Annotated in this window: 22 protein-coding genes; 14 read left to right on the top strand and 8 right to left on the bottom strand. The window is 72.7% G+C overall.

The features are described from left to right. The first annotated feature begins 90 nt into the window (after positions 1–90). Positions 91–2,178, top strand: a complete 2,088-nt coding sequence (locus tag Cba03nite_RS31050; protein WP_203753890.1) for a prolyl oligopeptidase family serine peptidase — start codon at positions 91–93, stop codon at positions 2,176–2,178. Positions 2,179–2,262: 84 nt separating this feature from the next. Continuing rightward, complete coding sequence (locus Cba03nite_RS31045; RefSeq protein WP_203753888.1) at positions 2,263–2,688, top strand: GNAT family N-acetyltransferase; 426 nt, start codon at positions 2,263–2,265, stop codon at positions 2,686–2,688. A 107-nt stretch (positions 2,689–2,795) separates the two neighbouring features. Here Cba03nite_RS31045 and Cba03nite_RS31040 read toward each other — a convergent pair whose 3' ends face one another. Beyond that, positions 2,796–3,188 (bottom strand): DUF6220 domain-containing protein, encoded by a 393-nt coding sequence (locus Cba03nite_RS31040; RefSeq protein WP_203753886.1) that lies wholly within the window; start codon positions 3,186–3,188, stop codon positions 2,796–2,798. Between the two features lie 141 nt (positions 3,189–3,329). Here Cba03nite_RS31040 and sigJ point away from each other — a divergent pair, with 141 nt between their 5' ends. Genes sigJ through Cba03nite_RS31025 form a run of 3 tightly spaced genes read left to right on the top strand, consistent with a single transcriptional unit; the run spans position 3,330 to position 5,560 of the window. After that, complete coding sequence (gene sigJ, locus Cba03nite_RS31035) at positions 3,330–4,226, top strand: RNA polymerase sigma factor SigJ (RefSeq protein ID WP_239126131.1); 897 nt, start codon at positions 3,330–3,332, stop codon at positions 4,224–4,226. 30 nt (positions 4,227–4,256) lie between these two features. Continuing rightward, positions 4,257–5,027 (top strand): SIR2 family NAD-dependent protein deacylase, encoded by a 771-nt coding sequence (locus Cba03nite_RS31030; RefSeq protein ID WP_239126130.1) that lies wholly within the window; start codon positions 4,257–4,259, stop codon positions 5,025–5,027. 11 nt (positions 5,028–5,038) lie between these two features. Beyond that, entirely contained in the window at positions 5,039–5,560 is a 522-nt protein-coding gene (locus Cba03nite_RS31025; RefSeq protein ID WP_203753883.1) for a 2'-5' RNA ligase family protein, read from the top strand. Between the two features lie 73 nt (positions 5,561–5,633). On the opposite strand, the gene Cba03nite_RS31020 is transcribed toward Cba03nite_RS31025, so the two are convergent. Both Cba03nite_RS31020 and Cba03nite_RS31015 read right to left on the bottom strand, forming a co-directional pair. After that, positions 5,634–6,731: a sugar kinase gene (locus Cba03nite_RS31020; protein ID WP_203753881.1), complete on the bottom strand. Its 1,098-nt coding sequence runs from the start codon at positions 6,729–6,731 to the stop codon at positions 5,634–5,636. Then, entirely contained in the window at positions 6,721–7,401 is a 681-nt protein-coding gene (locus Cba03nite_RS31015; protein ID WP_203753878.1) for a bifunctional 4-hydroxy-2-oxoglutarate aldolase/2-dehydro-3-deoxy-phosphogluconate aldolase, read from the bottom strand. The genes Cba03nite_RS31020 and Cba03nite_RS31015 overlap by 11 nt, the downstream gene beginning before the upstream one ends. Before the next feature lie 35 nt (positions 7,402–7,436). Here Cba03nite_RS31015 and Cba03nite_RS31010 point away from each other — a divergent pair, with 35 nt between their 5' ends. Continuing rightward, positions 7,437–8,207, top strand: coding sequence for an IclR family transcriptional regulator (locus Cba03nite_RS31010; protein WP_203753875.1), 771 nt, complete (start codon positions 7,437–7,439; stop codon positions 8,205–8,207). A gap of 137 nt (positions 8,208–8,344) precedes the next feature. Here the strand turns inward: Cba03nite_RS31010 and Cba03nite_RS31005 are convergent, their stop codons facing one another. Further along, positions 8,345–8,740, bottom strand: a complete 396-nt coding sequence (locus Cba03nite_RS31005; protein ID WP_239126129.1) for a hypothetical protein — start codon at positions 8,738–8,740, stop codon at positions 8,345–8,347. 123 nt (positions 8,741–8,863) lie between these two features. Here Cba03nite_RS31005 and Cba03nite_RS31000 point away from each other — a divergent pair, with 123 nt between their 5' ends. Then, on the top strand, positions 8,864–9,271 hold the full coding sequence (locus Cba03nite_RS31000) for a YidB family protein (RefSeq protein ID WP_203753870.1): 408 nt from the start codon (positions 8,864–8,866) through the stop codon (positions 9,269–9,271). A 60-nt stretch (positions 9,272–9,331) separates the two neighbouring features. On the opposite strand, the gene Cba03nite_RS30995 is transcribed toward Cba03nite_RS31000, so the two are convergent. Next, positions 9,332–10,078, bottom strand: coding sequence for a DUF2127 domain-containing protein (locus Cba03nite_RS30995; RefSeq protein WP_203753869.1), 747 nt, complete (start codon positions 10,076–10,078; stop codon positions 9,332–9,334). Between the two features lie 230 nt (positions 10,079–10,308). On the opposite strand from Cba03nite_RS30995, the gene Cba03nite_RS30990 reads away from it, so the two are divergent. Next, a complete protein-coding gene (locus Cba03nite_RS30990) occupies positions 10,309–11,262 on the top strand; it encodes a hypothetical protein (protein WP_203753867.1) in 954 nt (317 codons plus the stop codon). A 2-nt stretch (positions 11,263–11,264) separates the two neighbouring features. On the opposite strand, the gene Cba03nite_RS30985 is transcribed toward Cba03nite_RS30990, so the two are convergent. Continuing rightward, the gene (locus Cba03nite_RS30985; protein WP_203753865.1) at positions 11,265–12,197 is read right to left on the bottom strand and encodes a polysaccharide deacetylase family protein; all 933 of its coding nucleotides are present in this window, start codon (positions 12,195–12,197) and stop codon (positions 11,265–11,267) included. A 122-nt stretch (positions 12,198–12,319) separates the two neighbouring features. Next, the gene (gene lysX, locus Cba03nite_RS30980; protein ID WP_203753863.1) at positions 12,320–15,619 is read right to left on the bottom strand and encodes a bifunctional lysylphosphatidylglycerol synthetase/lysine--tRNA ligase LysX; all 3,300 of its coding nucleotides are present in this window, start codon (positions 15,617–15,619) and stop codon (positions 12,320–12,322) included. 106 nt (positions 15,620–15,725) lie between these two features. On the opposite strand from lysX, the gene Cba03nite_RS30975 reads away from it, so the two are divergent. The 3 genes from Cba03nite_RS30975 to Cba03nite_RS40435 all read left to right on the top strand — a co-directional run bounded on the left by Cba03nite_RS30975 (position 15,726) and on the right by Cba03nite_RS40435 (position 18,069). Next, a complete protein-coding gene (locus Cba03nite_RS30975; protein ID WP_203753861.1) occupies positions 15,726–16,508 on the top strand; it encodes a hypothetical protein in 783 nt (260 codons plus the stop codon). A 54-nt stretch (positions 16,509–16,562) separates the two neighbouring features. After that, entirely contained in the window at positions 16,563–17,432 is an 870-nt protein-coding gene (locus Cba03nite_RS30970) for an NUDIX domain-containing protein (protein WP_203753859.1), read from the top strand. Positions 17,433–17,520: 88 nt separating this feature from the next. Next, complete coding sequence (locus tag Cba03nite_RS40435; RefSeq protein WP_275411632.1) at positions 17,521–18,069, top strand: NUDIX hydrolase; 549 nt, start codon at positions 17,521–17,523, stop codon at positions 18,067–18,069. 196 nt (positions 18,070–18,265) lie between these two features. Here the strand turns inward: Cba03nite_RS40435 and Cba03nite_RS30960 are convergent, their stop codons facing one another. Next, a complete protein-coding gene (locus tag Cba03nite_RS30960) occupies positions 18,266–19,426 on the bottom strand; it encodes a DNA polymerase III subunit beta (protein ID WP_203753856.1) in 1,161 nt (386 codons plus the stop codon). On the opposite strand from Cba03nite_RS30960, the gene Cba03nite_RS30955 reads away from it, so the two are divergent. The 3 genes from Cba03nite_RS30955 (at position 19,425) to Cba03nite_RS30945 (ending at position 22,629) form a co-directional block, all read left to right on the top strand. Beyond that, a complete protein-coding gene (locus tag Cba03nite_RS30955) occupies positions 19,425–19,958 on the top strand; it encodes a MazG-like family protein (RefSeq protein ID WP_239126128.1) in 534 nt (177 codons plus the stop codon). The two genes, Cba03nite_RS30960 and Cba03nite_RS30955, sit on opposite strands and share 2 nt — an antisense overlap. 52 nt (positions 19,959–20,010) lie before the next feature. Then, complete coding sequence (locus Cba03nite_RS30950; RefSeq protein WP_203753852.1) at positions 20,011–21,468, top strand: alkaline phosphatase PhoX; 1,458 nt, start codon at positions 20,011–20,013, stop codon at positions 21,466–21,468. Positions 21,469–21,546: 78 nt separating this feature from the next. Further along, positions 21,547–22,629, top strand: a complete 1,083-nt coding sequence (locus Cba03nite_RS30945; RefSeq protein WP_203753849.1) for a DUF5925 domain-containing protein — start codon at positions 21,547–21,549, stop codon at positions 22,627–22,629. Positions 22,630–22,697: the final 68 nt, after the last annotated feature.

The following is a 22,697-nucleotide window of genomic DNA, read 5'->3' as shown; positions in this document are numbered from 1 at the left end:
CTAGAACCGTCGTCCCGGCTTCCGCCGGGAAAGTGGGAGAGCCGCAACTCGCACGTGCGATGACACCTTCCGTAGTGCATCCTTTACGGCATGTCCACGGACCGTGCCCCCTCCACGTACCCGCCCGCCGCCCGGTCGAACCTCGTGGAGGAGGTGCACGGGCACCGGATCGCCGATCCATACCGGTGGCTGGAGGACGCCGCCGACCCGGCGGTCGAGGACTGGTCGCGGGCGCAGGACGCGCTGCTGGCGGAGCACCGGGCGGACTGGGCCGAGCGGGCCGCGCTGCGGGCCAGGCTGGCGGAGCTGATGGCGGTCGGCGCGGTCGGCACCCCGGTATGGCGCGGCGGGCGCGGCTTCTACCTGCGCCGGGCGCCCGAGCAGGACCACGCCGTGCTCTGGCTCGTCGAGCCGGACGGCGCCGAGCGGGTGCTGATCGACCCCAACGCCGTCGACCCGAGCGGCGCCACCACGCTGGACTTCCACTACCCGTCCCGGGAGGGCACGCTGCTGGCGTACGCCCTGTCGGTGGGCGGGACCGAGGAGCCGCTGCTCCGGGTGATGGACGTGGCCACCGGGGAGGTGGTGGACGGCCCGATCGACCGCATGCGGCACACCGGCATCGCCTGGCTGCCCGGCGGGCACGCCTTCTACTACTCCCGCTTCCTCGCCCCCGGCAGCGTCCCCGGCGACGACCACAAGCTGCACCGGCGCGTCTACCTGCACCGCCTCGGCACCGACCCGGACACCGATGTTCTGATCATGGGCGGCGACTCGCCGCGCGGCCGCTACTTCTGGCCGTCGGTCTCCCGCGACGGCCGCTGGCTCACCGTCAGCGAGACCCAGGGCACCGACCCGCGCAACGACCTGTGGCTGGCCGACCTGTCCGCGAGCACGCTCGACGCGCCCGCGCTGCGCCCCCTTCAGCAGGGCGTCGACGCGCTGACCTACGCCGAGTTCCGGGGCGACCGCGTCTACCTGCAGACCAACCGCGACGCGCCCCGGTGGCGGCTGTGCGTCGCCGACCCGGCGGAGCCGGCGTACGAGAACTGGCGCGAGCTGATCCCCGAGGACCCCGGCGCGGTGCTGGAGGACTACGTGGTGCTCGACGGCCCCCCGCTGGAGACGCCCGTGCTGCTGGTCGCCACGACCCGGCACGCGCTCAGCGAGCTGACCGTGCACGAGCTGGCCACCGGCGAGGAGGTGGCCAAGGTGGCACTGCCCGGCGTGGGCAGCCTCAACGGCCTCACCGCACACCCGGACGGCGGCCACGAGGCCTGGTTCGGGTACGGCGACTACACCACTCCGGGCACCGTGCACCGCTTCGACGCCCGGTTCCGCACGGTCACTCGCTGGGCCGCCCCGCCCGGCGCGGCCGAGCTCGGCGACCTGGTCACCGAGCAGGTCACCTACACCTCGGCCGACGGCACTGACGTGCGCATGTTCGTAGTCTCCCGCGCCGGCGCGCCCGCCGGTCCCCGGCCCACGGTGCTGTACGGGTACGGCGGCTTCAACATCTCGCTGACCCCGTGGTACTCGGCGATGGCGATCGCGTGGGCCGAGGCGGGCGGGGTCTGGGCCGTGGCCAACCTGCGCGGCGGCGGCGAGGAGGGCGAGCAGTGGCACCGCGACGGCATGCTCGCCCGTAAGCAGAACGTCTTCGACGACTTCCACGCGGCGGCGGACTGGCTCGTCGCGTCGGGCACGACGACCCCCGCGCAGCTCGCGATCATGGGCGGTTCCAACGGCGGCCTGCTGGTCGGCGCGGCGCTCACCCAGCGGCCCGCCGCGTACGCCGCGGTGGTGTGCTCGGCGCCGCTGCTCGACATGGTCCGCTACGAGCTGTTCGGGCTCGGCACGACCTGGTCCGGCGAGTACGGCACCGCGTCCGATCCGGAGCAGCTCGGCTGGCTGCTGTCCTACTCGCCGTACCACCACGTGCTCGCGGGCACGAACTACCCGGCGGTGCTGTTCACGGTGTTCGACGGGGACAGCCGGGTCGATCCGCTGCACGCCCGCAAGCTGGCCGCCGCGCTCCAGCACGCCACCTCCGGCGACCGGCCGGTGCTGCTGCGCCGCGAGGGCGACGTCGGCCACGGCAACCGCTCCGTGTCCCGCAGCCTCGACCTCTACGCCGACGAGCTGGCCTTCCTGCGGGCGTACACCCGTCAGCGCTGACGGCGCCGCACCTGCAGTGCCCAGCCCGTGGGCGGCGGGCCTGCGGCGGCGGGCCGTGGCGACCGCGTTGAGATCATCTGGGGTATGGCCGTCCCGCTGCGCACCGCCCAGCCCGCCGACATCCCGCGGGTGCTCGCCTTCTGGAAGCTCGCCGCCGAGGACACCGACCGCGACGACAGCGCCGAGGCCGTGACCGCGCTGCTCGCCCGCGACCCTGACGCGCTGCTGCTGGCGGTCGACGAGGACGAGATCGTCGGCTCGCTGATCGCCGGCTGGGACGGGTGGCGCTGCCACCTCTACCGGTTCGCGGTGCACCCGGGGCGGCGGCGCCAGGGTATCGGCCGAGCCCTGCTGGACGCGGCGGAGCAACGCTTCACCGGGTTCGGCGGGCGGCGGGCCGGGGCGATGGTGCTCGACGAGAACGACCTCGCCCACGCCGCCTGGTCCGCGGCCGGCTACCACCGCCAGCCACAGTGGTCGCGGTGGGTCAAACCCCTGGCCGCCTCCTGACCGGCCGAAGACTCTGCCCGGGTGGGGAAGATCGCGATCCGGTGTCATGATCTGCGGTCCAGCCACACATTTCGACACGAAATCGTGATCAACCCCGGTCCGGACGGTCAGCCGGCGGCGGGCTCGGCGGTGGCGGGGTCGGGCAGTGCGCGGGCCTGGCGGAGGATCAGCCAGGCGACGAGCGGGATGGCCAGGCCGCTGACGGCGTGCAGGCCGAAGACGAGCCCGCCGCCGTCACCGAGGGCACGGGCGGCCTTCGCGATCACCACCTGCAGCGAGGTCAGGCCGACCACGAGCAGCGCCAGGCCGATGAGCCGCCGGGGCAGCCCGCCCAGCGCCGCGACCAGCGCCATCACCAGCGGCAGCAGGAAGATGACGTACCCGAGCACGTGGTGCGGCCGGTAGAGGCCGGGTTCGGCGGCCCCGGCGGCGGCGAAGTAGAACTCCGCGACGACGGCCAGCATCAGCAGCCCCGCCAGTCCGGTGAAAGCCTTGCGCATTTCGGTGCCTCCCCGAGGTCGCCGATCCCGTCCGGATCGGTCTCACCCGTCCGACGACGCAGCCCCGCGGGATGTGAGGCGTGCGGGCACGGATGTGACGCGGCGTACTGTCGGCGCGAGTCGCGCGAAAGGAACCACCCCGTGAACCACCCAGCCGAACCGGGCCTGAGCACGGTCCTGGACGAGCGGCGGCAGCTGATCAACCTGACGTACCGGCTGCTGGGCTCGCTGGCCGACGCCGAGGACGCGGTGCAGGAGACCTTGACCCGCTGGTATGCGCTGACCCCGGCGCAGCGGGACGTGATCGAGGCGCCGGGCGCCTGGCTGACCACGGTGGCCACCCGGATCTGCCTCGACCTGCTCGGCTCCGCGCGGGCCCGCCGGGAACGCTACGTCGGCGAGTGGCTGCCCGAGCCGCTGCCCGAACCAGCCGAGTGGGGCGGGGCCGATCCGGCCGACCGGATCACCCTCGACGAGTCGGTGAGCATGGCGTTCCTCGTCGTGCTGGACACGATGACCCCGGCCGAGCGGGTCGCGTTCGTGCTGCACGACGTGTTCGGATACCCGTTCACCGAGGTCGGCGCGATCGTCGGGCGTACCCCCGCGGCATGCCGCCAGCTCGCCGTCTCGGCCCGGCGCAGGGTCGGCGCGGCGCGGGCCGCACCGGCGCCCGGGGCGCGGCGCACCGAGGTGGTGCGGGACTTCCGGCTGGCGTGGGAAGCCAGGGACATCGCGGCGCTGCTGGGGCTGCTCGATCCCGACGCGACGGTAGTCGCCGACGGCGGCGGCCTGGTCAACGCGGTGCTGCGCCCGATCGAGGGCGGCGCGCAGGTCGCGCGGTTCGCGATCGGCATGGCCGAACGGCTGGCCGGGACGAGCCTGGTGGAGCGGACCGTCAACGGCCAGCCGGGGCTGGTGGCTCAGCGCGACGGTGCCGTCGTGGCGGTGTTCGCGTTCGAGGTGGCGGACGGGCTGGTCCGGCGCGTGTGGGCGGTGCGCAACCCGGAGAAGCTGCGGCCCTGGACCGCGAGCCGATAACGGGTTGTCGGCCGCTGGGATCATGGACGGATGACCGATCGAAAGCCGATGATCGCCGTCCTCACCGGGGCGGGCATCTCGACCGATTCCGGCATTCCCGACTTCCGAGGTCCGCAGGGTGTCTGGACCAGGGACCCCGACGCGGAGAAGCTGTTCACGTACGAGCATTACATGGCCGACCCGGAGGTACGGCGGCGGTCGTGGCTGGCGCGGGCGGACAACGCGGCCTGGGCCGCATTGCCCAACGCCGCGCACCTGGCGCTGGCCGAGCTGGAGCGGGCCGGGTTCCCGGTGCGGATCATCACGCAGAACATCGACGGCCTGCACCAGAAGGCCGGTTCGACCCCGCGCAAGGTGCTGGAGCTGCACGGCACCATGTTCACGGTGCGGTGCATGGGCTGCGGCGAGCGCGGCACCATGCGCGAGGCGCTGGACCGGGTCGCCGCGGGCGAGCCGGACCCGGCGTGCCTGTCCTGCGGCGGCATCCTCAAGGCGGGCACGGTCATGTTCGGCGAGAACCTGGACGGCGAGACGCTGAGCCAGGCGGGCGCGATCGCGAAGGCGTGCCAGGTGTTCTGGGCGATCGGCACGTCGCTCACGGTGCAGCCGGCCGCGTCGCTGTGCGCGATCGCGATGACGGAGGGCGCCCACATCACCATCGTCAACGCCGAGCCGACGCCGTACGACGTCATCGCCGACGAGGTGGTCCGCACGCCCATCAGCGAAGCCGTGCCGCAGCTGGTCCGGGCGCTGCTCGCGGCCCACGGAAACGGCGTCGCGGGCGGCGGGGGGCGGCGGTAGGGTCTCCGATCATGGCAGCGGCCCTGGAGCTCTATCTCGACCCGGTCGCCACCGCGCGGCTGCGTACGCTGTGGAACGCGCTGGAGGCGGAGGGGGTGCCGACCCTGCGTGACCTCACGCACCGCAAGCACCGGCCGCACCTGTCGATCACCAGCGCTGACGCGCTCGACGGGCCGGCCGTGCAGGCGGCGCTGCAGGGTATGCCGATCGCGCCGCCGATCCGGCTCACGTTCGACCACATCGGGCAGTTCCTGGGCCGGGTGCTGTGGCTCGGGCCGGTGCCCACCGCCGAGCTGCTGGCCCATCACGCCGCCGTGCACGAGCGGCTGACCGCCGCGGGCATCGAGACCGGCTCGTTCTACCAGCCGGGCGCCTGGGTGCCGCACTGCACGCTGTCGATGCGGGTGCCGCTGGTCCGGATGACCGACGCGATCCGCCTCTGCCTCGACATGCTGCCCCTGGAGGCGACCGTCACCGGCGCCGCCGTCGCCGACCACGCCCGCGACCTGTACCACCCGCTTCCCGCGAGCTGATCCGCCACGAGGCCGGGGCCCCGTTCATGCCGCTGGAGTCGCATGAACGGGGCCTCGGCCGGTCGGGGTGCGGTCAGCGCTGGACGCGGGCGGAGCCGCCGCCCATCAGCGCCTCGACCTCGGCGCGGGTCGCCATCGAGGTGTCGCCGGGGGTGGTCATCGCCAGCGCGCCGTGCGCGGCGCCGTACTCGACGGCGCGGGCCAGGTCACCGGTGGTGAGCAGGCCGTAGACGAGGCCGCTGGCGAAGCTGTCGCCGCCGCCCACCCGGTCCAGGATCTCCAGGTTCGGCCGGTGCGTGGCATGGGCGAAGCCGTCACGGCTCCACGCGACCGCGCCCCAGTCGTTGACCGTCGCGCTGCGCACGGTGCGCAGGGTGGTGGCGACCACCTTGAAGTTCGGGTACTCCTGCACCACCTGGCCGATCATCTTCTCGAAGTTCTCGGCCTCCAGTTCGGACAGGTCGTCGGCCGTCCCGGGCACCTCGAAGCCGAGGCTGGCCGTGAAGTCCTCCTCGTTGCCGATCATCACGTCGACGTAGCGGGCCAGCGCGCGGTTGACCTCCTGCGCCCGCGCCTTGCCGCCGATGCCCTTCCACAGGCTGGGGCGGTAGTTCAGGTCGTAGGAGATGATCGTGCCGTGGCGGCGGGCTGCGGCCATCGCGGCCTCGATCACGTCGGGCGTGCCGTCGGACAGGGCGGCGTAGATGCCGCCGGTGTGGAACCAGCGCACCCCGAGGGTGCCGAACAGGTGCTCCCAGTCCACGTCCTCGGGACGCAGCTGCCCGGCGGCGGTGTGACCTCGGTCGGAGACGCCGACCGCGCCGCGTACGCCGAAGCCGCGCTCGGTGAAGTTGAGGCCGTTGCGCACGGTGCGGCCGATGCCGTCGTAGGGCACCCAGCGGATCAGCGAGGTGTCCACGCCGCCGGTCAGGATCAAGTCCTCCAGCAGGCGGCCCACCTCGTTGTCGGCGAACGCGCTGACCAGCGCCGTGCGCATGCCGAAGCAGCGGCGCAGGCCGCGGGCCACGTTGTACTCGCCGCCGCCCTCCCAGGCACGGAACGAGCGCGCGGTGCGCACCCGGCCCTCACCCGGGTCCAGCCGCAGCATCACCTCGCCGAGCGAGACCAGGTCGTAGCGGCACTCCTCGGCCGGGCGGGCGTCAACGGGCATCGTCGGCCCCCTCGGTCAGCTCCCGCGCGGCGGCCACGGCGGCGGCGGTGCGGCGGGTGATCTCGGCGTAGTCGCCGGCCTTGAGCAGGTCGGCGGCGACCATCCAGGTCCCGCCGACGGCCAGCACGGCCGGAACGGACAGGTATGCCCCCAGGTTGGCGGTGGTGACCCCGCCGGTGGGCACGAAGCGCATGCCGGGGAACGGGGCGGACAGCGCCTTGACCATCGGGGCGCCGCCGAGCTGCTCGGCCGGGAAGAACTTGACCGCGGTCAGGCCCGCCTCCAGCGCCATCTGGATCTCGGTCGGGGTGGCCACGCCGGGGAACACCGGCACGTCCAGCTCCTGGCAGCGGCGTACCACCGCGGCGCTGAAGCCGGGGCACACGACGTAACGCGCGCCCGCCTCGACGGCCCGCTCCGCCTGGTCCGGGGTGAGCACCGTGCCCGCCCCGACGAGCAGCTCGGACGAGGCGGCCAGCCGCTTGATCGCGTCGATCGCGGCCGGGGTGCGCAGGGTGACCTCGATGGAGCGCAGGCCGCCCGAGGTGAGGGCGGCGGCCAGCGGCTCGGCCGCGGCGGCATCAGGAAGGATGACCACCGGCAGCAGCCGGTCACCGGCCAGCACGGTGGCGATGTCAGATGAGTGTTCATGTTGGTGAACTACAGTCACGTATGTGACCCTAGTGGCGGACGAAGGGATTGGCAATGAACCAGCAGGGGGCCGCCCGCCCACCGGTGAAGTCCGCCGACCGCACGCTGGAGCTGCTGGAGGCGCTCGCCGCCGGGGGCCCGCGCGGGCTGGTCGAGCTGGCCCGCGAGCTGGACATCCCCAAGAGCAGCCTGCACGGCCTGCTGCGCACGATGAGCCGGCGCGGCTGGGTGGAGACGGACCCCACCGGCACCCGCTTCGGCCTCGGCGTACGCGCGCTGCAGGTCGGCGCCGCGTACCTGGACAGCGACGACGCGCTCGGCCTGGTCAACGCCACCCTCGACGCGCTCGCCGAGCGCTTCGGCGAGACGGTCCACCTGGGCCGCCTCGACGGGCCGAACGTCGTTTACATAGCGAAACGGGAGTCGGCCCACCCGCTGCGCCTGTTCAGCGCGATCGGCCGCCGCCTGCCCGCGCATGCCACCGCACTGGGCAAGGCGCTGCTCGCCCAGCGCACCGACGCCGACGTGGACCGCCTCCTCGACTGGCCCCTGCCCGCCCTCACCGCCCACACCGTGACGACCCCCGAGGCCCTGCACGCCGAGCTGGCCACGATCCGTGACCACGGCCACGCCGTCGACCGCGAGGAGAACACCGAGGGCATCATGTGCCTGGCCGTCGCCGTCCCCCTGCGCCGCCCGGCCGTCGACGCCATCAGCGTCTCCATCCCCCTGGCCCGCCTGCGCCCCACCACCGAGGCCGACATCCTCGCCGACCTCCACCACCACGCCGCCGCCCTGACCGCCGCCGCCCACCTCCTCACCTGACCCCGCCCTCGACCCTCGAACCCGCCCTCGATCGTCGAACCCGCCCTCGATCATCGAAGTTGCCTGGCAGATGGGGGTACCTTGAGCCGGGATACGCCCATCTGCCAGGCAAGTCGGACGATCTTGGGGACTGTGGGTCAGGCGCCTAGGGCGGATTTGACCTTGGTGATGGCGGTGGTCTCGGTGTCCTTCACGCCGCCGGAGGCGGCGGCGACCTGGTCGCAGGCGCTGGTGATGACGGCGCGGAACTCGGCCAGGTCCTGCGGGTCCTTGGCGAGGATGCCGGTGGACTGCTGCAGGGCGGCCAGCACGCCGGACTCCATCTCGGCCGGTGAGCCCTTGGGCACCTCGGGCAGGCCGCCGGCCTTGAAGACGGCCTGCAGGTCGGGCGAGGCGCCGGCGAGCGCCTTGGCGCCCACGATGCTCTCCTTGAAGCTGGCGAAGAAGCCGGGATCGGCGTGCGAGACCAGGAACACGGCGCCGAAGGCGGCGGTGCGCAGGGTCTTTCGCTCTTCATCGGTGTATTCCGTCATGCGGCACATTCTGCGCAGATGAGGCCGTTCGCGAAGGGATTTCATGGCTTTTGCCCCCTTGGGCAGGGCGGCCCCCTAGGGTCGGGGAAGAGCATCCCGCTCCGAACACGGGGGTAACGGAAAATGGCAGTCGACCTCAACCAGATCATGAAGCTGATGAGCGACCCGCAGATCCAAAGCCTGCTCAAGGGCCTGTTCAGTCAGATGTCCGGGGGCGGCCAGGGCGGCGGTGGGCAGCAGGCCAACCTCAGTGGTCTGGTCGACCAGTTGAGCAAGTCGGGCCTCGGCCCCCAGGTGCAGTCCTGGGTGGGTACGGGCCAGAACCAGAACGTCACCGGCGCACAGCTGCAGCAGGCGCTGGGCGGCGGCACGATCGAGCACGTGGCGCAGGAGGCCGGCACGACGCCGCGCCAGGCCGCCGACCAGCTCGCCAAGGTGCTGCCGGAGCTGGTCAACCAGGCCACGCCCGACGGGCAGCTGCCCGACCCGCAGCAGGCGCAGCAGATGATGGGCAGGCTCTTCGGTCAGTGACCGAACACCTGCGCCGGGGCGCCCGTCCACGTGACGGGCGCCCCGGCGTCTTCACACCTGTCAGGCCGCCGCGCGGATGACCTGGAGCAGGCTGGCCTGATGGCGTTCGGCGTCGTACGCCGCCCGCCCGCCGCGCAGCCCGAACAGGCGCTTGCGGTAGACGATGAACACCACCGCGCCGATGTTGACCAGCAGCGCGGCGATCCGGACCCAGGTCACCCGCTCCACGAGTTCGTACACCTCCAGCGGGATGAACAGCGCCGTGGCCACCGCGGTCAGGTACTCGCCCCAGCGGCGCAGCAGCCACAGGCCGGCCGCTTCGGCGAGCTGCAGCAGGCCGTATGCGGCCAGCGCGGCGGCGATCCAGGTCAGCGTCTGCGGCCGGGCCGCGAGCGCGCTGCGGACCAGGTGCACCAGGGGCGAGTCGGCCAGATTCCAGTGCATGCGGTCGGCGAGCGGCTGGAGCAGCGGCAGGTCCTGGTCGAACGCCTCCCGTACGGCGGGCAGCGCGCCGCCGAGCCGCCAGAGCCCGTACGCCCCGGTGAGCAGCAGCAGGCCGCGCAGCAGCCGCTCGACGGCCAGCGCCCGCAGCACCACCGCGTCGCGCAGCAGCTGGCCGCGCAGCGGCACGGGGGCCTCGTCGGCCGGGCCTGCGGCGCGGGGCGCGCCGGGCACGAAGTCACCGCAGCGCAGGCAGCGCCAGGCGGGGCCGTCGACGGTCGTCACCCGCAGGTGCTCGTGTAGCTCGGGCTCGTCCGGGGCATAGGTCAGGTGGTGCCGGGCGCAGGCGAGCAGGTTCCAGTCCATGGCGCCTCCGCACGATCCGACCTGGTGTCCGTTTTAGTCCGCAATCAGGATGATTGTTACGGCATTGTCTGAGCGTGATATGTCCGTATTGCCATCGTCCGAAAGTACTACATCAACAATCCCCGAACGCCCCTAAGAAGGCGGTGACCTGCGCTGTTTTCACGCTCAGCGGTGGCTCCGGTCACCATTTGCGGGTGGGCACCCGTCGATCGGCTTTCTAAGCTCGGCGAATGCGTGGCAACGGAGCACACGAGCAGCGCGAGATCGGGCGTCACCGCGCCCCGGCTCGCCAGAACCCCCTGTCCAGCCCTTTCAAGTCCCTCACCAAGCGGTTCGGCCCGCTCTTCTCGGCCGCCGACTCGCGGAAGCTGATGGCAGTGACCGGCCTGGTCGGCGCCCTGGGCGTCGCGGCGGCCGGCGGAGTGGCGGCCAACGCCGCTCCCGACGAGAAGGTAAACCTGCACACGGCGAGCGTGAGCCGAGTCGAGGCCGAGAACGCGGCCACCCGCTCGATGACCCGTACGACCACCGGCACCGCGCCGGTGGAGACCGCCCCGAAGGCGGCCCCCAAGGCGGCCCCGAAGGCTGCCGTCGAGGCCGCTCCCAAGGCGGCTACCCAGGCGGCCCCGAAGGCCGCACCCAAGACCGCCCCCAAGGCGGCGGCGCCCAAGGCCGCCCCGAAGGCGGCGCCGAAGGCCGCGGCCCCCAAGGCCCCCGCCAAGCCGAAGGCCGCCGCGCAGCCCGTGCTGCGCCCGGTCGCGGGCCTGGACATGGTGCAGATGCGCAACGCGCAGGCCATCGTGCAGGCCGGTAAGGAGCTGGGCCTGCCCAAGCGGGCGTACGTGGCGGCGATCGCCTGCGCGATGCAGGAGAGCCAGCTGTACAACCTGGCCAGCACGGTCTACGCGGAGTCGTACAACTACACCAACCAGGGTGAGGGCTCCGACCACGACTCGGTCGGCCTGTTCCAGCAGCGCCCGACCTCCGGCTGGGGCACCGTCAAGGACCTGATGCAGCCGAAGTACGCGGCCACCCAGTTCTACAACGCCCTGAAGAACGTGCAGGGCTGGCAGGACATGCCGCTCACCCTGGCCATCCAGGAGGTCCAGGTGTCGGCGTTCCCGTACCACTACGCCAAGCACGAGACGCGCGCCCAGCAGGTCGTGGACGCGCTGACGAACTGACGTCAGTTCGGAAACCACCGATTGCCGCCGCCCCGGGCGTCCGAGTCAGCCGACTCGGACTCCCGGGGCGCGTCGCGTCCCGGGGGCAGCGCGGCCAGGTGGAACCGGGTCAGCAGGTGCGGCAGGATGGTCCGCAGCGCGGCCAGCGTGCTGCGGCGGTCGCCGCCCCCGTCGTGCAGCAGCACGATCGCGCCGGGCACGGTCTGCGAGTTCACGTCCGAGGCGATGCGGTAGGCCGGTGAGGAGTCCCAGTCCTGGGGATCGACCCGCCAGTGCAGCGAGGTCATGCCCAGTCGGTGCGCGGCCTCGACCACGCGCTTGGACCAGAAGCCGCCCGGCTGGCGGAAGTAGGAGATGCGCGCCCCCGGCACCGCCGCGCGGATGGCGGCGTTGGCCCGCTCCAGATCGGCCAGCACCGCCTGCTCGTCACGCATGCCCAGCGCCATGTCGTGGTCCCAGCTGTGGTTGCACAGCGTGTGGCCGGCGGCGGCGATGTCGCGTACGAGCTGCGGATACTTCGCGGCCTTGGTGCCCACCAGGCAGAAGGTCGCCTTGACGCCGTAGTCGGCCAGCATGGTGAGCACCTGCGGGGTCCACTGCGGGTGCGGGCCGTCGTCGAAGGTGAGCGCCACCTCGGGCGTGCCGGTGGTGAACCGGCTGCCGAACGGGCCGCCCTGCTCGGCGGGCAGCGGCGGGTGGTTCGGGCCGCTGACCGGCTGCTCGCGGGGCGGCAGCGGCGGGGGCATCCGGGCGGGCGGCGGCGCGAGGCGGGCCCGCGAGGGCCGGTCCGGCGCGGGCGAGTCGCGTTTGGCCACCGGATCACGCCCGCCGGTGAGCTGGCCGAGCAGGAAGCCGGCGCCGAGGAGCCCGAGGACCACCACGACGGCGACGGCGGCCAGCCGTCCCCCACCGCCCGATGCCGAACCGGTACGCATGCTGCCTCCTGCGGCCTACGTACCTGCACCATAACGAAATTGTCCAAAAGGGGCAGATGGTTTCACGTTAAGAAGGGCACCTTCCTCTACGCATAGCGTTAAGAAGGTGCCCTTCCTTTGCTTTAGCGGGTGGCGCGGACCAGGGGGAACGGCAGCGTCTCGCGGATGGAGCGGCCGGTCAGCAGCATCACCAGCCGGTCCACCCCGATGCCGAGGCCGCCCGTGGGCGGCATCGCGTACTCCAGCGCCTGCAGGAAGTCCTCGTCGAGTTCCATGGCCTCGGGGTCGCCGCCGGCGGCGAGCAGGGACTGCTCGGTGAGGCGGCGGCGCTGCTCGATCGGGTCGGTCAGCTCGGAGTACGCGGTGCCCAGCTCGGTGCCGAAGGCGACCAGGTCCCAGCGTTCGGCCAGGCGCGCGTCCACCCGGCTCTGCCTGGTCAGCGGCGACACGTCGGTCGGGAAGTCCTTGTAGAACGTCGGCAGGACGGTCTTCTCCTCGACCAGGCGCTCGTACATCTCCAGCACCACCGCGCCGCGGCCCCACTTCGGGTCGTACGGGATCTTCGCCGCGTCGCACAGCTTGCGCAGCTTCTCCACGTCGGTGTCGGCGGTGATCTCCTCGCCGAGCGCGGCCGAGATCGCCTCGTCCACCGTGCGCACCGACCACTGCCCCGACACGTCGTGCGGCTGCCCGTCGTGCATGATCACGCATTCGCCGTTGGCGGCCAGCGCCGCCTGCTGCACCACCTCGCGGGTCAGCGTCAGCATCGAGTCGTAGTCGGCGTACGCCTGATACGCCTCCAGCATGGAGAACTCGGGGTTGTGCTTGTAGTCCACGCCCTCGTTGCGGAAGGTGCGGCCCAGCTCGAACACCTTCTCCACGCCGCCCACGGCCAGCCGCTTCAGGTACAGCTCCGGCGCGATGCGCAGGTAGAGGCGCAGGTCGTAGGCGTTGATGTGGGTGGTGAACGGGCGGGCGTTGGCGCCGCCGTGGATGCGCTGCAGGATCGGCGTCTCGACCTCGATGAAGCCGCGCCCGGTGAACGACTGGCGCAGGCTGTGCACGGCCGCGCTGCGCGCCCGCAGCAGCGTGCGGGCGTCGGCGCTGGTGATCAGGTCCAGGTAGCGCTGGCGCACCTTCGCCTCCTGGTCGGCCAGGCCGCCGTGCTTGTCCGGCAGCGGGCGCAGGCACTTGCCGGTGATCTCCCAGGTGTCCACGTGCACCGACAGCTCGCCGCGTTTCGTGGTGACCACCTCGCCGGTGACCCCGACGTGGTCGCCGATGTCCACCGCGGCGGTCCAGGCTTCGATGTCGCGGTCCAGCATCAGCTGCAGGTCGCCGCTCCAGTCCCGGATCGTGGCGAAGACCAGGTGCCCGTGGTCGCGCTGCAGCATCAGCCGGCCCGCGACCGAGACCCGGTCCCCGGTGCGCGTGTCGGCGGGCGTGTCCGGGTGCCCGGCTCGGATCCCGCCGCAGGTCGCGGTCGGATGGAAGCCCACCGGGTACGGGTCGACGCCGTCGGCGCGCAGCCGCTCCAGCTTCGCCAGGCGTACCGCCATCTGCTCGTTGACGCTTTCGTCATGGGCCGCACCGGCCAGCTCGGCGGGAGTGGCCGGGGCGGGCAGCCCTTCCAGCACCGGGGCGGCGGTGGCGTCCAGCTCCACCACCGGGGTGCCCGGCACGGTCAGAAAGCCCTCCGCGATGGCCGAGGCCATGCCGACCTTGGCCAGGTCGCGCCGGTCGCCGAAGCACAGGAAGCGCGGCACCCACTCCGGCTGGTACTTGATGTTCGACCGGTACAGCTGCTCCAGCTGCCACCACTTGGAGAAGAACATCAGGATGCGCCGCCACAGCCGCAGCACCGGCCCCGCGCCGATCCGGCCGCCCTCCTCGAACACGGCGCGGAACACCGCGAAGTTCAGCGACACCCGCTCGACGCCGAGCTTGGGCGCCGCGTTCATCAGCGCGGTCACCATGAACTCCATCGCGCCGTTCTCGGCCTCGTGGTCGCGGCGCATCAGGTCCAGCGACAGGCCGTGCTGCCCCCACGGGCTGAACGACAGCAGCGAGCGCGCGATGCCGTCCCGGTCACGGGCCTCGACCAGCACGCAGCGGCCGTCGTTGGGGTCGCCGATACGGCCCAGCGCCATGGAGAAGCCGCGCTCGCTGTCGGTGTCGCGCCAGCGGGTGGCCAGCTCGGCGATCTCCTTCATCTCGTCGGGCGGGATGTCGGCGTGCCTTCGCACCTGCGCGGTGTACCCGGCGCGCTCGACCCGGTTGACCGCCTGGCGCACCTGGCGCATCTCCCGGCCGTCCAGCGAGTAGCGGTCGGTCAGCAGGATCGCCTCGTCGCCCAGCTCCAGCACCTTCAGCCCGGCCTTGTGGTACGCCGTGGCGCCCTCCTCGCTGGCGCCCATCGCCGCGGGGGTCCACGCGTAACTGCGCGCCTCCTCCAGCCAGGCGTCGATCGCGGCGCCCCACGCCTCCGGATCGCCGATCGGGTCGCCGCCGGCCAGGCTCACCCCGTTGACCGGCCGGTACGTGACGGCGGCCTTGCCGCTGGGCGCGAAGATGGCCAGCTTGTCCCGGCGGGTGGCGAAGTAGCCCAGCGAGTCGCGCTCGCCGTAGCGGTCCAGCAGCCCGCGCACCTTCACCTCGTCACCGGGCTCCAGGGCCGCGTTGACCTGCTGCGAGCGCAGCAGCGTGAACAGCGCGGCGAACACGGCGATCGCGCCGAACAGGCCGAGGATGAAGTTCACCCAGCCCGGGGCCGCCCCGATACGGGTCACGTCGAACTCGAACGCGCCGCCGAGCACCTTCTCCGCGGCGTACGCCAGCTGCTCCCCCGCGTCCCTGGGCAGCGTGCCGGGGAACGTGGCGACCAGGGTGTAGCCCAGGCCGATGCCGACCGCGGCGACACCGGCGAACACGCCCAGCGCCTTGAGCACCGCGCCCTTGCGCACCCGGGCGTAGAACTCGCGCCGGGCCAGGAACAGCACGACCAGCGCGGCGACGCCGACGACCACGGCGACGCCGGTGGCCACCCGGCCCCAGCCGCTGAACAGCGGCACGCCCGCGTCATCGACCAGCTCACCGCGCGGCACGAGCGCGATCACGCCGAGCGCGAGCAGGCTGGAGGCCACGTCGATGGCGAAGTACACGACCAGCGTCCACCAGGCCACCCGCTTGCGCCGCGCGGTCGCCCCGGCGAGCACGGCCATGAAGGCGGCGTAGGCGAGGTTGGCCGGGACCGGCACCAGCACGTCGTCGATGAGCCGCCGCAGCGGCTGGGTGCTGTGCCCGATCGCGCCGCCGAGCGCGGCCAGCGCGCTGATCGCCGCGAGGATGCCGAGCAGGATCGCGAACACCTTGGGCACGTGTGCCCGCCAGCCGCTGCCGTTCGTACGCCGTGCCGTGTCCACGCCGTCACCTCATTTCGCGGGGCATCAACACGAACATATGGCACTCACTACACTGAAACGCAGCAAATGCGATGAATACTCAGGTGCCGGAAGCGGGGGTGGGGCGGTGTCGGAGTGGTTCCGCCGCACGATCGTGGAGAGCGGCCGGCTGCCGCTGTTCTGCTTCTTCGCGGGCGTGATCGGCGGCTTCGTCTTCATCCGGGTCTCGGTCCGCATGATCCGGGCCCAGGTAAAGTGGTGGCCCGGCAACGTGACGCCCGGCAACGGCCTGCACATCCACCACGTCGTGTTCGGCGTGATCTTCATGCTGCTGTCCGGCGTGAGCAGTTTCGTGGTGCCCGACGAGCTGGTCGTGTGGCGCTCCATCCTGGCCGGCCTGTTCGGCGTCGGCTCCGCACTGGTGCTCGACGAGTTCGCGCTGATCCTGCACCTGGAGGACGTGTACTGGTCGGAGAAGGGCCGAACCTCCATCGACGCGGTCTTCGTCGCGCTCGCTGTGACCGGGCTGCTGGTGCTCGGCGTACGGCCGGTCGGCATCGAGGACTTCCTCCGCGCGGGCACACCCGACGGCATGCCGACGTACTCGCTGGCCGCCCTGGCCGCCGCGGCCAGCCTCGGCCTCGCCGCGATCACCCTGCTCAAGGGCAAGATCTGGACCGGCCTGCTGGGGCTGTTCATCCCCGTGCTGCTGTTCGTCGGCGCGATCCGGCTGGCCCGCCCGCACTCCCCGTGGGCCCGCTGGCGCTATACGAAGGCCACACCCAAGGCCGCCGCGAAGCTGGCCAAGTCGACATGGCGGGAGGTGCAGCTGCGCCGCCCCGTCATCAAGAGCAAGATCTGGCTCCAGGAGCTCGTGGCCGGACACCACGACGCGCCGCCCCAGGGTTAGGCGCCCGCCACTATGGTCGATCCGTCACCGTCGCCTGTGGAGGAGCCGCCGAAGGTGCGCCGCACTCACGTCATCGCCGTCTGGGCAGCATGCACCGTGGTGGGCGGATTCCTGCTCGCCCTGCCCGACGACGGCCCCCGCCTCATCTCGTTCAGCGAGGCGCACGGCCCCGGCCTGCTCGACACCGTCGGCGCCCTGCTCATCGCCGCCGGCTCCGCCCTGGCCTGGTGGTGGATCTGGCGCGACCGCCGCCGCCTCGCCGCGGCCCCCCTCTGGTGGCAGCTCGCCGCCCCCATCACCGGCGGCCTCGGCCTCGGCTTGATCACCGCCTCCGTGCTCGCCGACTTCCACCTCTGGTGGGCGGTCGGCGCCCTCCTGGTCACCCTCGTCCAGATCGGCCTCTTCGTCTCCGTCAGCGGCATCGGCGCCCACCGCCCCACCCGCGTCCGCGTCACCGGCTACGTCACCCGCGGCCAGGGCGACGCCATGCAGCTGCTCGTCTTCGAATACGCCGACCACCCCGGCACCCACCTGCCCGGCGGCGGCGTCGAACGCGGCGAACTCCTCAACGACGCCATGGTCCGCGAAACCTACGAGGAAACCGGCATCACCGGCCCGCTCACCGTGGTCAGCGTCGTAGGCGTCCAGAGCGGCCGCTTCACCGACACCCGCCGCCCCTACCTCAACGTCTACTTCCACCTCCACACCGACGACCCCCGCCCCACCTGGCCGCACACGATGATCGGCGACCCCGGCGTCTGGGACACCGGCGCCCCCGTAACCGCCACCTTCCTCCCCCTCCCCCAGGCCCGCGACCTCCTCCGCACCACCGGCAACCACCAACACGCCTTCCTCCACCTCCTCCCCACCCCCACCGCCCACCCGCTCTCCCCCCACCCCCTCTCCCCCGGCGATCTTGCGTGAACTGTGGGTACGACACGCGCGTTCCGGGCATAAGGGCAACAGTTCGTGCAAGATCGTCGGGTAGGTGCGGTGCGTTACGATCCGGGCCGTGGTTTCCCCTCATGACCGTTATCCGCTGCTGTTCGCGCCGCAGCGCTGGGAGTGGGCCGGTGTGGACGCCCGCTTCTCCGTGGTCGCGCCCGAGGACCGGCTGGTCACCAACGTGCACGTGGTCGGGTTCGCCGGCGACGAGGTGGTGCTCTGCCGGGACGGGCGCGACGTGTGGTTCCTGCCGGGCGGCACCCGCGAGCCGGGCGAGACGGTGACCGAGTGCGCCGCGCGTGAGCTGCACGAGGAGGCGGGGGCGGTGCTGAAGGGCCCGCTGTACGTGATCGGCGCGCACCACGCCGTGTCCGACCGGCCCGCGCCGTACCGGCCACACCAGCCGCACCCGGAGATGGCCTGGCTGTGGTGCTACGCCGAGGTCAGCGTGGAGCGGCCGCCGGCCAACCCCGACGACGGCGAGACGGTCCTGGAGGTGCGCGCCCACCCCCTCGACGAGGCCCGCCGCCTCCTCCTCACCGACGCCCCCTGGTACCCCGACCTCGTCTCCCTGGCCGCCCACCAACGCGCCACCAACACCGCCCACCCCCTCTAACCACCCCACCTCCCCCCCCCACCCGCCCCGTCCGAGGCCGCCTTCGGCGGCCAAGGTCATCGGACTTGCCAGGCAGATGGGCGAATGCGGCCGCAAGATACGCCCATGTGCCAGGCAAGTCGGACGATCAAGGCCGCCCGGCGTGGGCGGCACGGGCCGTGGCTGGGCGGCGGTCGGGGTCAGGGCGGCGGTCGGGTCAGTGGTCGGGGTCGGTGGTGGGGCGGAGCGGGACGACGAGGTAGCGCAGGTCGGCGCCCGGGTCGGGGGTGGCGGCGGTGAAGAGGGTCGGGCGCAGGGCGGACTGGATCTGCAGGCGCACCGGGGCGCCGGTGAAGGGGCGCAGCGCGTCGAGCAGGTATCGGGCCTGGTACTGCCGGGTGAGGCGGTCGCCGAGCAGGTCGGCCTTGAGGGTCTCGGCGGATTCGCCGGACAGCGGGTCGCTGCCGCGCACGCACAGCTCGCCGTCGCCGAGTTCGAGCGTCACCGCGCCGCGCGGACCGGCGTAGTGCGCCGCCCGGCCCACGGCGGCGGCCAGCTCGTCGGCGTCGACGCGTACCGTCGCCTCGGGTTCGACCCGCAGCAGCTGGTCGAGCTGCCGGTCGGGGAAGGTCACCGCCAGGGAGGCGGTGCCCACGGCCCAGCCGGGCCAGGACAGCGCGAAGCGGCCGTCGGCGGCGTGCAGGGTCAGCTCGACGGCGCGGCCCGCCTGCCGGGCCAGCTCCGCGACCAGGCCCGCCGGGATCAGCACGTCGAGCGAAGCAGAAGGCTCCCCGGTCGGCCCGGCGGCAGCGGCAGCGGCGGCCTCACGCCACGCGGGACGCGCCGCGGCGAGCCGGAAGCGGTCCGTGGCCAGCAGCGACAGCGTCGCGCCCAGCGAGCGCATCCGCACCGCCGTGAACAGCGGCAGCGCGTCCTCCCGCGAGGCGGCCGAGGCGACCGGCCCCGCCGCGGCCCGCCAGTCCGCGCCGCTCAGCACGCCCACCGCCTGCGGCGGGTGCGGGGGCCGGGGGTACGCCTCCAGATCGAGCTGGGGCAAGGCGAACCGGGCCCGGTCGGTGCGCACGGCCAGCCGCGCGCCCTCGGCGCACAGCCGCAGCCGCGGCGCATCGAGCGTGCCGAGCGTCTCGGCCAGCGCCCGCCGCGACACCACGACCTCCCCGTCCTCGTGCACCTGCGCCGGAACCTGGACCCGCGCCCACACCTCCCCGTCAGAGGCCGACAGCTCCACCCCACCGGCGTCCGCACTCAGCAGCACCCCCGCCTGCCCCGGCTGCGCGGACCGCACCGGCAGCAGCTTCAACAGCTGGGCCGCCGCCTCAGCAAGCCCCCCGCTCTCCACGCTCATATCCAGCCCCATGCCGCGCACCGTATCCACGCCCCCCGACAAGATCGCGTCGATCTTGCGCGAAGTGTTGCCCCTTTGCCCGAAAAGCGCGTGTCGCACCCACAGTCCGCGCAAGATCGCCGCAGCAGAGGGATCGCGCAAGATCGCCGCGGCAGAGGGGGGCGGTACGGTGCGCGGCATGGGTGATGAGGTGGTGTGGCGGGCTGTGGGGGCTGCTGTGGGGTGGCTCGACGGGCACGGGGGAAGCGGGGTGCAGGAGCAGACGATGCGGATTCTCAAGGTGACCGAGGAGGCGGGGGAGGTCGCGCGGGCGTGGATCGGGGTGCAGGGGCAGAACCCGCGGAAGGGGGTGACTCACGAGGCGCGGGAGGTGGCCGACGAGCTGGCCGATGTGGTGCTGTCGGCGCTGGTGGCGATACAGAGCCTGGGGTTCGATCCGGCCGAGGTGCTGTCGGGCAAGGCGGCGAAGGTGCTGGACCGGATGGGGGCGCACGAGGCGCGCGAGGGAGGACCGGAAAGCGCCGCGCGCCGTGATCATGCGTAGCCCTCGCTCGTTGCACCCTCGGTAGCTCCCTCGACCCATGGAAGAGAGCCCGATGGTGGAGATCAGGCGGCGTTCGCTGCTGGGCGGCGCGGCCGTGGCGGGTGGTCTCCTCGCCGCCGGGCCGTTCAGCGGCTTCCTCGCCCGCGAGCGCGCGCCGGAGGTGCCGCGCAGCAGGGTCGGGCCGGTCGCCGACCTGCGGGACGGGGTGGCCCGGCTGTGGGTGCCGGAGGGCTTCGCATACCGGTCGTTCCACGACACGGAGTGGCCGGTGGTGCTCGACGACGGCTCCCGGCTGCCGGGCAGCCACGACGGCATGGGCGCGTTCCAGGCGCCGGGCGGCAACACGATCCTGGTCCGCAACCACGAGGTCAAGGTCACCGGGCAGGCGTTCGGGCCGGGCGCGGTCACCTACGACCCGGCGGCCTGCGCGGGCGCCACCACGGTCGAGGTCACCCGGTACGGCGAGGTGGTGCGGGCGCACACCAGCCTGAGCGGCACGCACACCAACTGCAACGGCGGCCGGATGCCGTGGGGCACCTGGATCAGCTGCGAGGAGACCGTGCACGGGCCGGACGTGGCCGGGGCGGGCAACTACCTGCTGCGCGAGCGGCACGGCTACATCTTCGAGGTGCCCGCGAGCGGCGTGGTCGAGCCGGAGCCGATCACGGCGGCGGGCCGCTTCTCGCACGAGTCGGTGGCGTACGACCCGAAGGGCGGGATGCTCTACCTGACCGAGGACAACTTCGGCTCGGCCAGCTGCTTCTACCGCTACCTGCCGCCGCGCCCGCCGGACCCGTACCGCGCGGACCGGCGCGGGCTGGCCGACGGCGGGCGGCTGCAGGCGCTCGCGGTGAAGGACCGGCCGCGCGCCGATCTCGCGTGCGCGCAGCCGCCGGGCACCGTGCTGCCGGTGACCTGGGTCGACATCGACGACCCGGCGCCGCGCTTCCCGTACACGGAGGGCATCCCCGCGCCCACGTCGCAGGACAAGGCGCTGCGCTACGTCGGCGAGCAGGGGCGCGACGGCGGCGCGGCGATGTTCTCCCGCCTGGAGGGCTCCACGTTCCGGCAGGGCGTCGTGTACTTCACCTCCACGCAGGGCGGCGGCGAGCCGGAGGAGGACGACGGGCCCTTCGACGGCGGCTACGGCAACGGGCGCGGGCAGATCTGGGCGTACCACTGCGCGGAGGAGGTGCTGCGGCTGGTCTACCAGGCGCCCCGCGTGGACGGGCTGGACTTCCCGGACAACGTCACCACCAGCCCCAGCGGCACCCTGATCGTGTGCGAGGACGGCGAGAACAACAACTACGTACGCGGGCTGACCCGGCGCGGGGAGCTGATCGACATCGCGCTCAACCGGCTCACCAACCGCGCGGGGGTGTCGCGGCAGCGCGACGAGTTCGCGGGCGCCGTGTTCAGCCCCGACGGGCACACGCTGTTCGTGAACGTGCTGGCGCTGCACGGGATGACGGTGGCCATCTGGGGGCCGTGGGCGCGGCTGGGAATCTGAGCGCGGGTTCACGCGTACGGCCGCAGCAGGCTGGAAAAACTGCTAGGAGCCCACGTCCAAATGCGAGATCATCGAGACATGGGCACTCTGCCACAGCTGCCGACCAGCCTCACTCTCGATGACGCGGACACACCCCGGGACATCGTCGACGCGATGATCCTCGCCCCGTTCAGCACGGGCGAGCAGCCGTACGCCCACACCGCCCGCCTGCCCCGCGTACGCAAGGACGCGCGCCTGCTGCCGGAGGAGGGGCACCTGCTGCGGGTGGCCACGGACGACGGCCTGCGCAGCCACCTGGCCGCCGGCGAGGGCTGGACCCTGCGCGCGGCACGCTGGCGCGGCGGGGTCGCCGAGGTGACCGTCACCGCCACCACCGACGAGCTGGCGCTGCGCATCCTCGACGACGCCACCCGCGGCGCCCGGGAGGAGCGCGTGGAGCGCACCGACAGCGTGCCGATGGGCTTCTGGCACCACTCGGCCAAGCGCGGCGCGCAGCGCAGCACCCGGCCGATCACCACGCCCGCGTGGAGCCAGATCCGGGACAACTACGCCGCCGACGTGGCCGAGTCGCTGGAGCGCCTGATGACGCTCACCCCGGAGGCGATCTCGGGCCGCCTGCTGCTGCTGCACGGCGTGCCCGGCACGGGCAAGACCACGGCGCTGCGCGCGCTGGCGCAGGCGTGGTCGCCGTGGTGCCAGGTCGACTGCGTGCTCGACCCGGAGAACCTGTTCCACGACTCCAGCTACCTCATGGAGGTGGCCATCGGCGACGACGAGCAGGAGGAGCGCCGCTGGCGCCTGCTGCTGGTCGAGGACTGCGACGAGCTGATCTCCGCCGCGGCCAAGCAGTCCAGCGGCCAGGCGCTGTCGCGCCTGCTCAACCTCACCGACGGCCTGCTCGCCCAGGGCCGCGACGTGCTGGTCGGCCTGACCACCAACGAGCCCCTGAACCGCCTGCACCCCGCCGTGGTGCGCCCCGGCCGCTGCCTCGCCCAGATCGAGGTGGGCCCGCTGCCCTTCGCCCAGGCGAGCGCCTGGCTGGGCAGCACGGTCGGCCTCAGCTCCGGCGGCGCGACCCTCGCGGAACTCTTCGCCCTCCAGCGCGGCGACCGCGACCTCGTCACCAGCGCCCCGGAGCCGTCGACGGGCTGTTACCTCTGACCACGGCGGTATGCGTCAAGAAGGTGCCCTTCCTCTACGTATTCCGATAACAAGGTGCCCTTCCTTAC

This window comes from Catellatospora bangladeshensis (assembly GCF_016862575.1).
In the GTDB taxonomy this organism is placed as follows: domain Bacteria; phylum Actinomycetota; class Actinomycetes; order Mycobacteriales; family Micromonosporaceae; genus Catellatospora; species Catellatospora bangladeshensis.
Note: the sequence above shows the minus strand (reverse complement) of the source record. Positions and strands in the feature narration are given on the sequence as shown.

Coding starts and splice junctions, on each gene's coding strand:
- Cba03nite_RS31050 (WP_203753890.1), top strand. CDS start 91: ATGTCCACGGACCGTGCCCCCTCCACGTACCCGCCCGCCGCCCGGTCG.
- Cba03nite_RS31045 (WP_203753888.1), top strand. CDS start 2,263: ATGGCCGTCCCGCTGCGCACCGCCCAGCCCGCCGACATCCCGCGGGTG.
- Cba03nite_RS31040 (WP_203753886.1), bottom strand. CDS start 3,188: ATGCGCAAGGCTTTCACCGGACTGGCGGGGCTGCTGATGCTGGCCGTC.
- Cba03nite_RS31030 (WP_239126130.1), top strand. CDS start 4,257: ATGACCGATCGAAAGCCGATGATCGCCGTCCTCACCGGGGCGGGCATC.
- Cba03nite_RS31025 (WP_203753883.1), top strand. CDS start 5,039: ATGGCAGCGGCCCTGGAGCTCTATCTCGACCCGGTCGCCACCGCGCGG.
- Cba03nite_RS31020 (WP_203753881.1), bottom strand. CDS start 6,731: ATGCCCGTTGACGCCCGCCCGGCCGAGGAGTGCCGCTACGACCTGGTC.
- Cba03nite_RS31010 (WP_203753875.1), top strand. CDS start 7,437: ATGAACCAGCAGGGGGCCGCCCGCCCACCGGTGAAGTCCGCCGACCGC.
- Cba03nite_RS31005 (WP_239126129.1), bottom strand. CDS start 8,740: ATGACGGAATACACCGATGAAGAGCGAAAGACCCTGCGCACCGCCGCC.
- Cba03nite_RS31000 (WP_203753870.1), top strand. CDS start 8,864: ATGGCAGTCGACCTCAACCAGATCATGAAGCTGATGAGCGACCCGCAG.
- Cba03nite_RS30995 (WP_203753869.1), bottom strand. CDS start 10,078: ATGGACTGGAACCTGCTCGCCTGCGCCCGGCACCACCTGACCTATGCC.
- Cba03nite_RS30990 (WP_203753867.1), top strand. CDS start 10,309: ATGCGTGGCAACGGAGCACACGAGCAGCGCGAGATCGGGCGTCACCGC.
- Cba03nite_RS30985 (WP_203753865.1), bottom strand. CDS start 12,197: ATGCGTACCGGTTCGGCATCGGGCGGTGGGGGACGGCTGGCCGCCGTC.
- Cba03nite_RS30955 (WP_239126128.1), top strand. CDS start 19,425: ATGCCGCGCACCGTATCCACGCCCCCCGACAAGATCGCGTCGATCTTG.
- Cba03nite_RS30960 (WP_203753856.1), bottom strand. CDS start 19,426: ATGGGGCTGGATATGAGCGTGGAGAGCGGGGGGCTTGCTGAGGCGGCG.
- Cba03nite_RS30950 (WP_203753852.1), top strand. CDS start 20,011: ATGGTGGAGATCAGGCGGCGTTCGCTGCTGGGCGGCGCGGCCGTGGCG.
- Cba03nite_RS30945 (WP_203753849.1), top strand. CDS start 21,547: ATGGGCACTCTGCCACAGCTGCCGACCAGCCTCACTCTCGATGACGCG.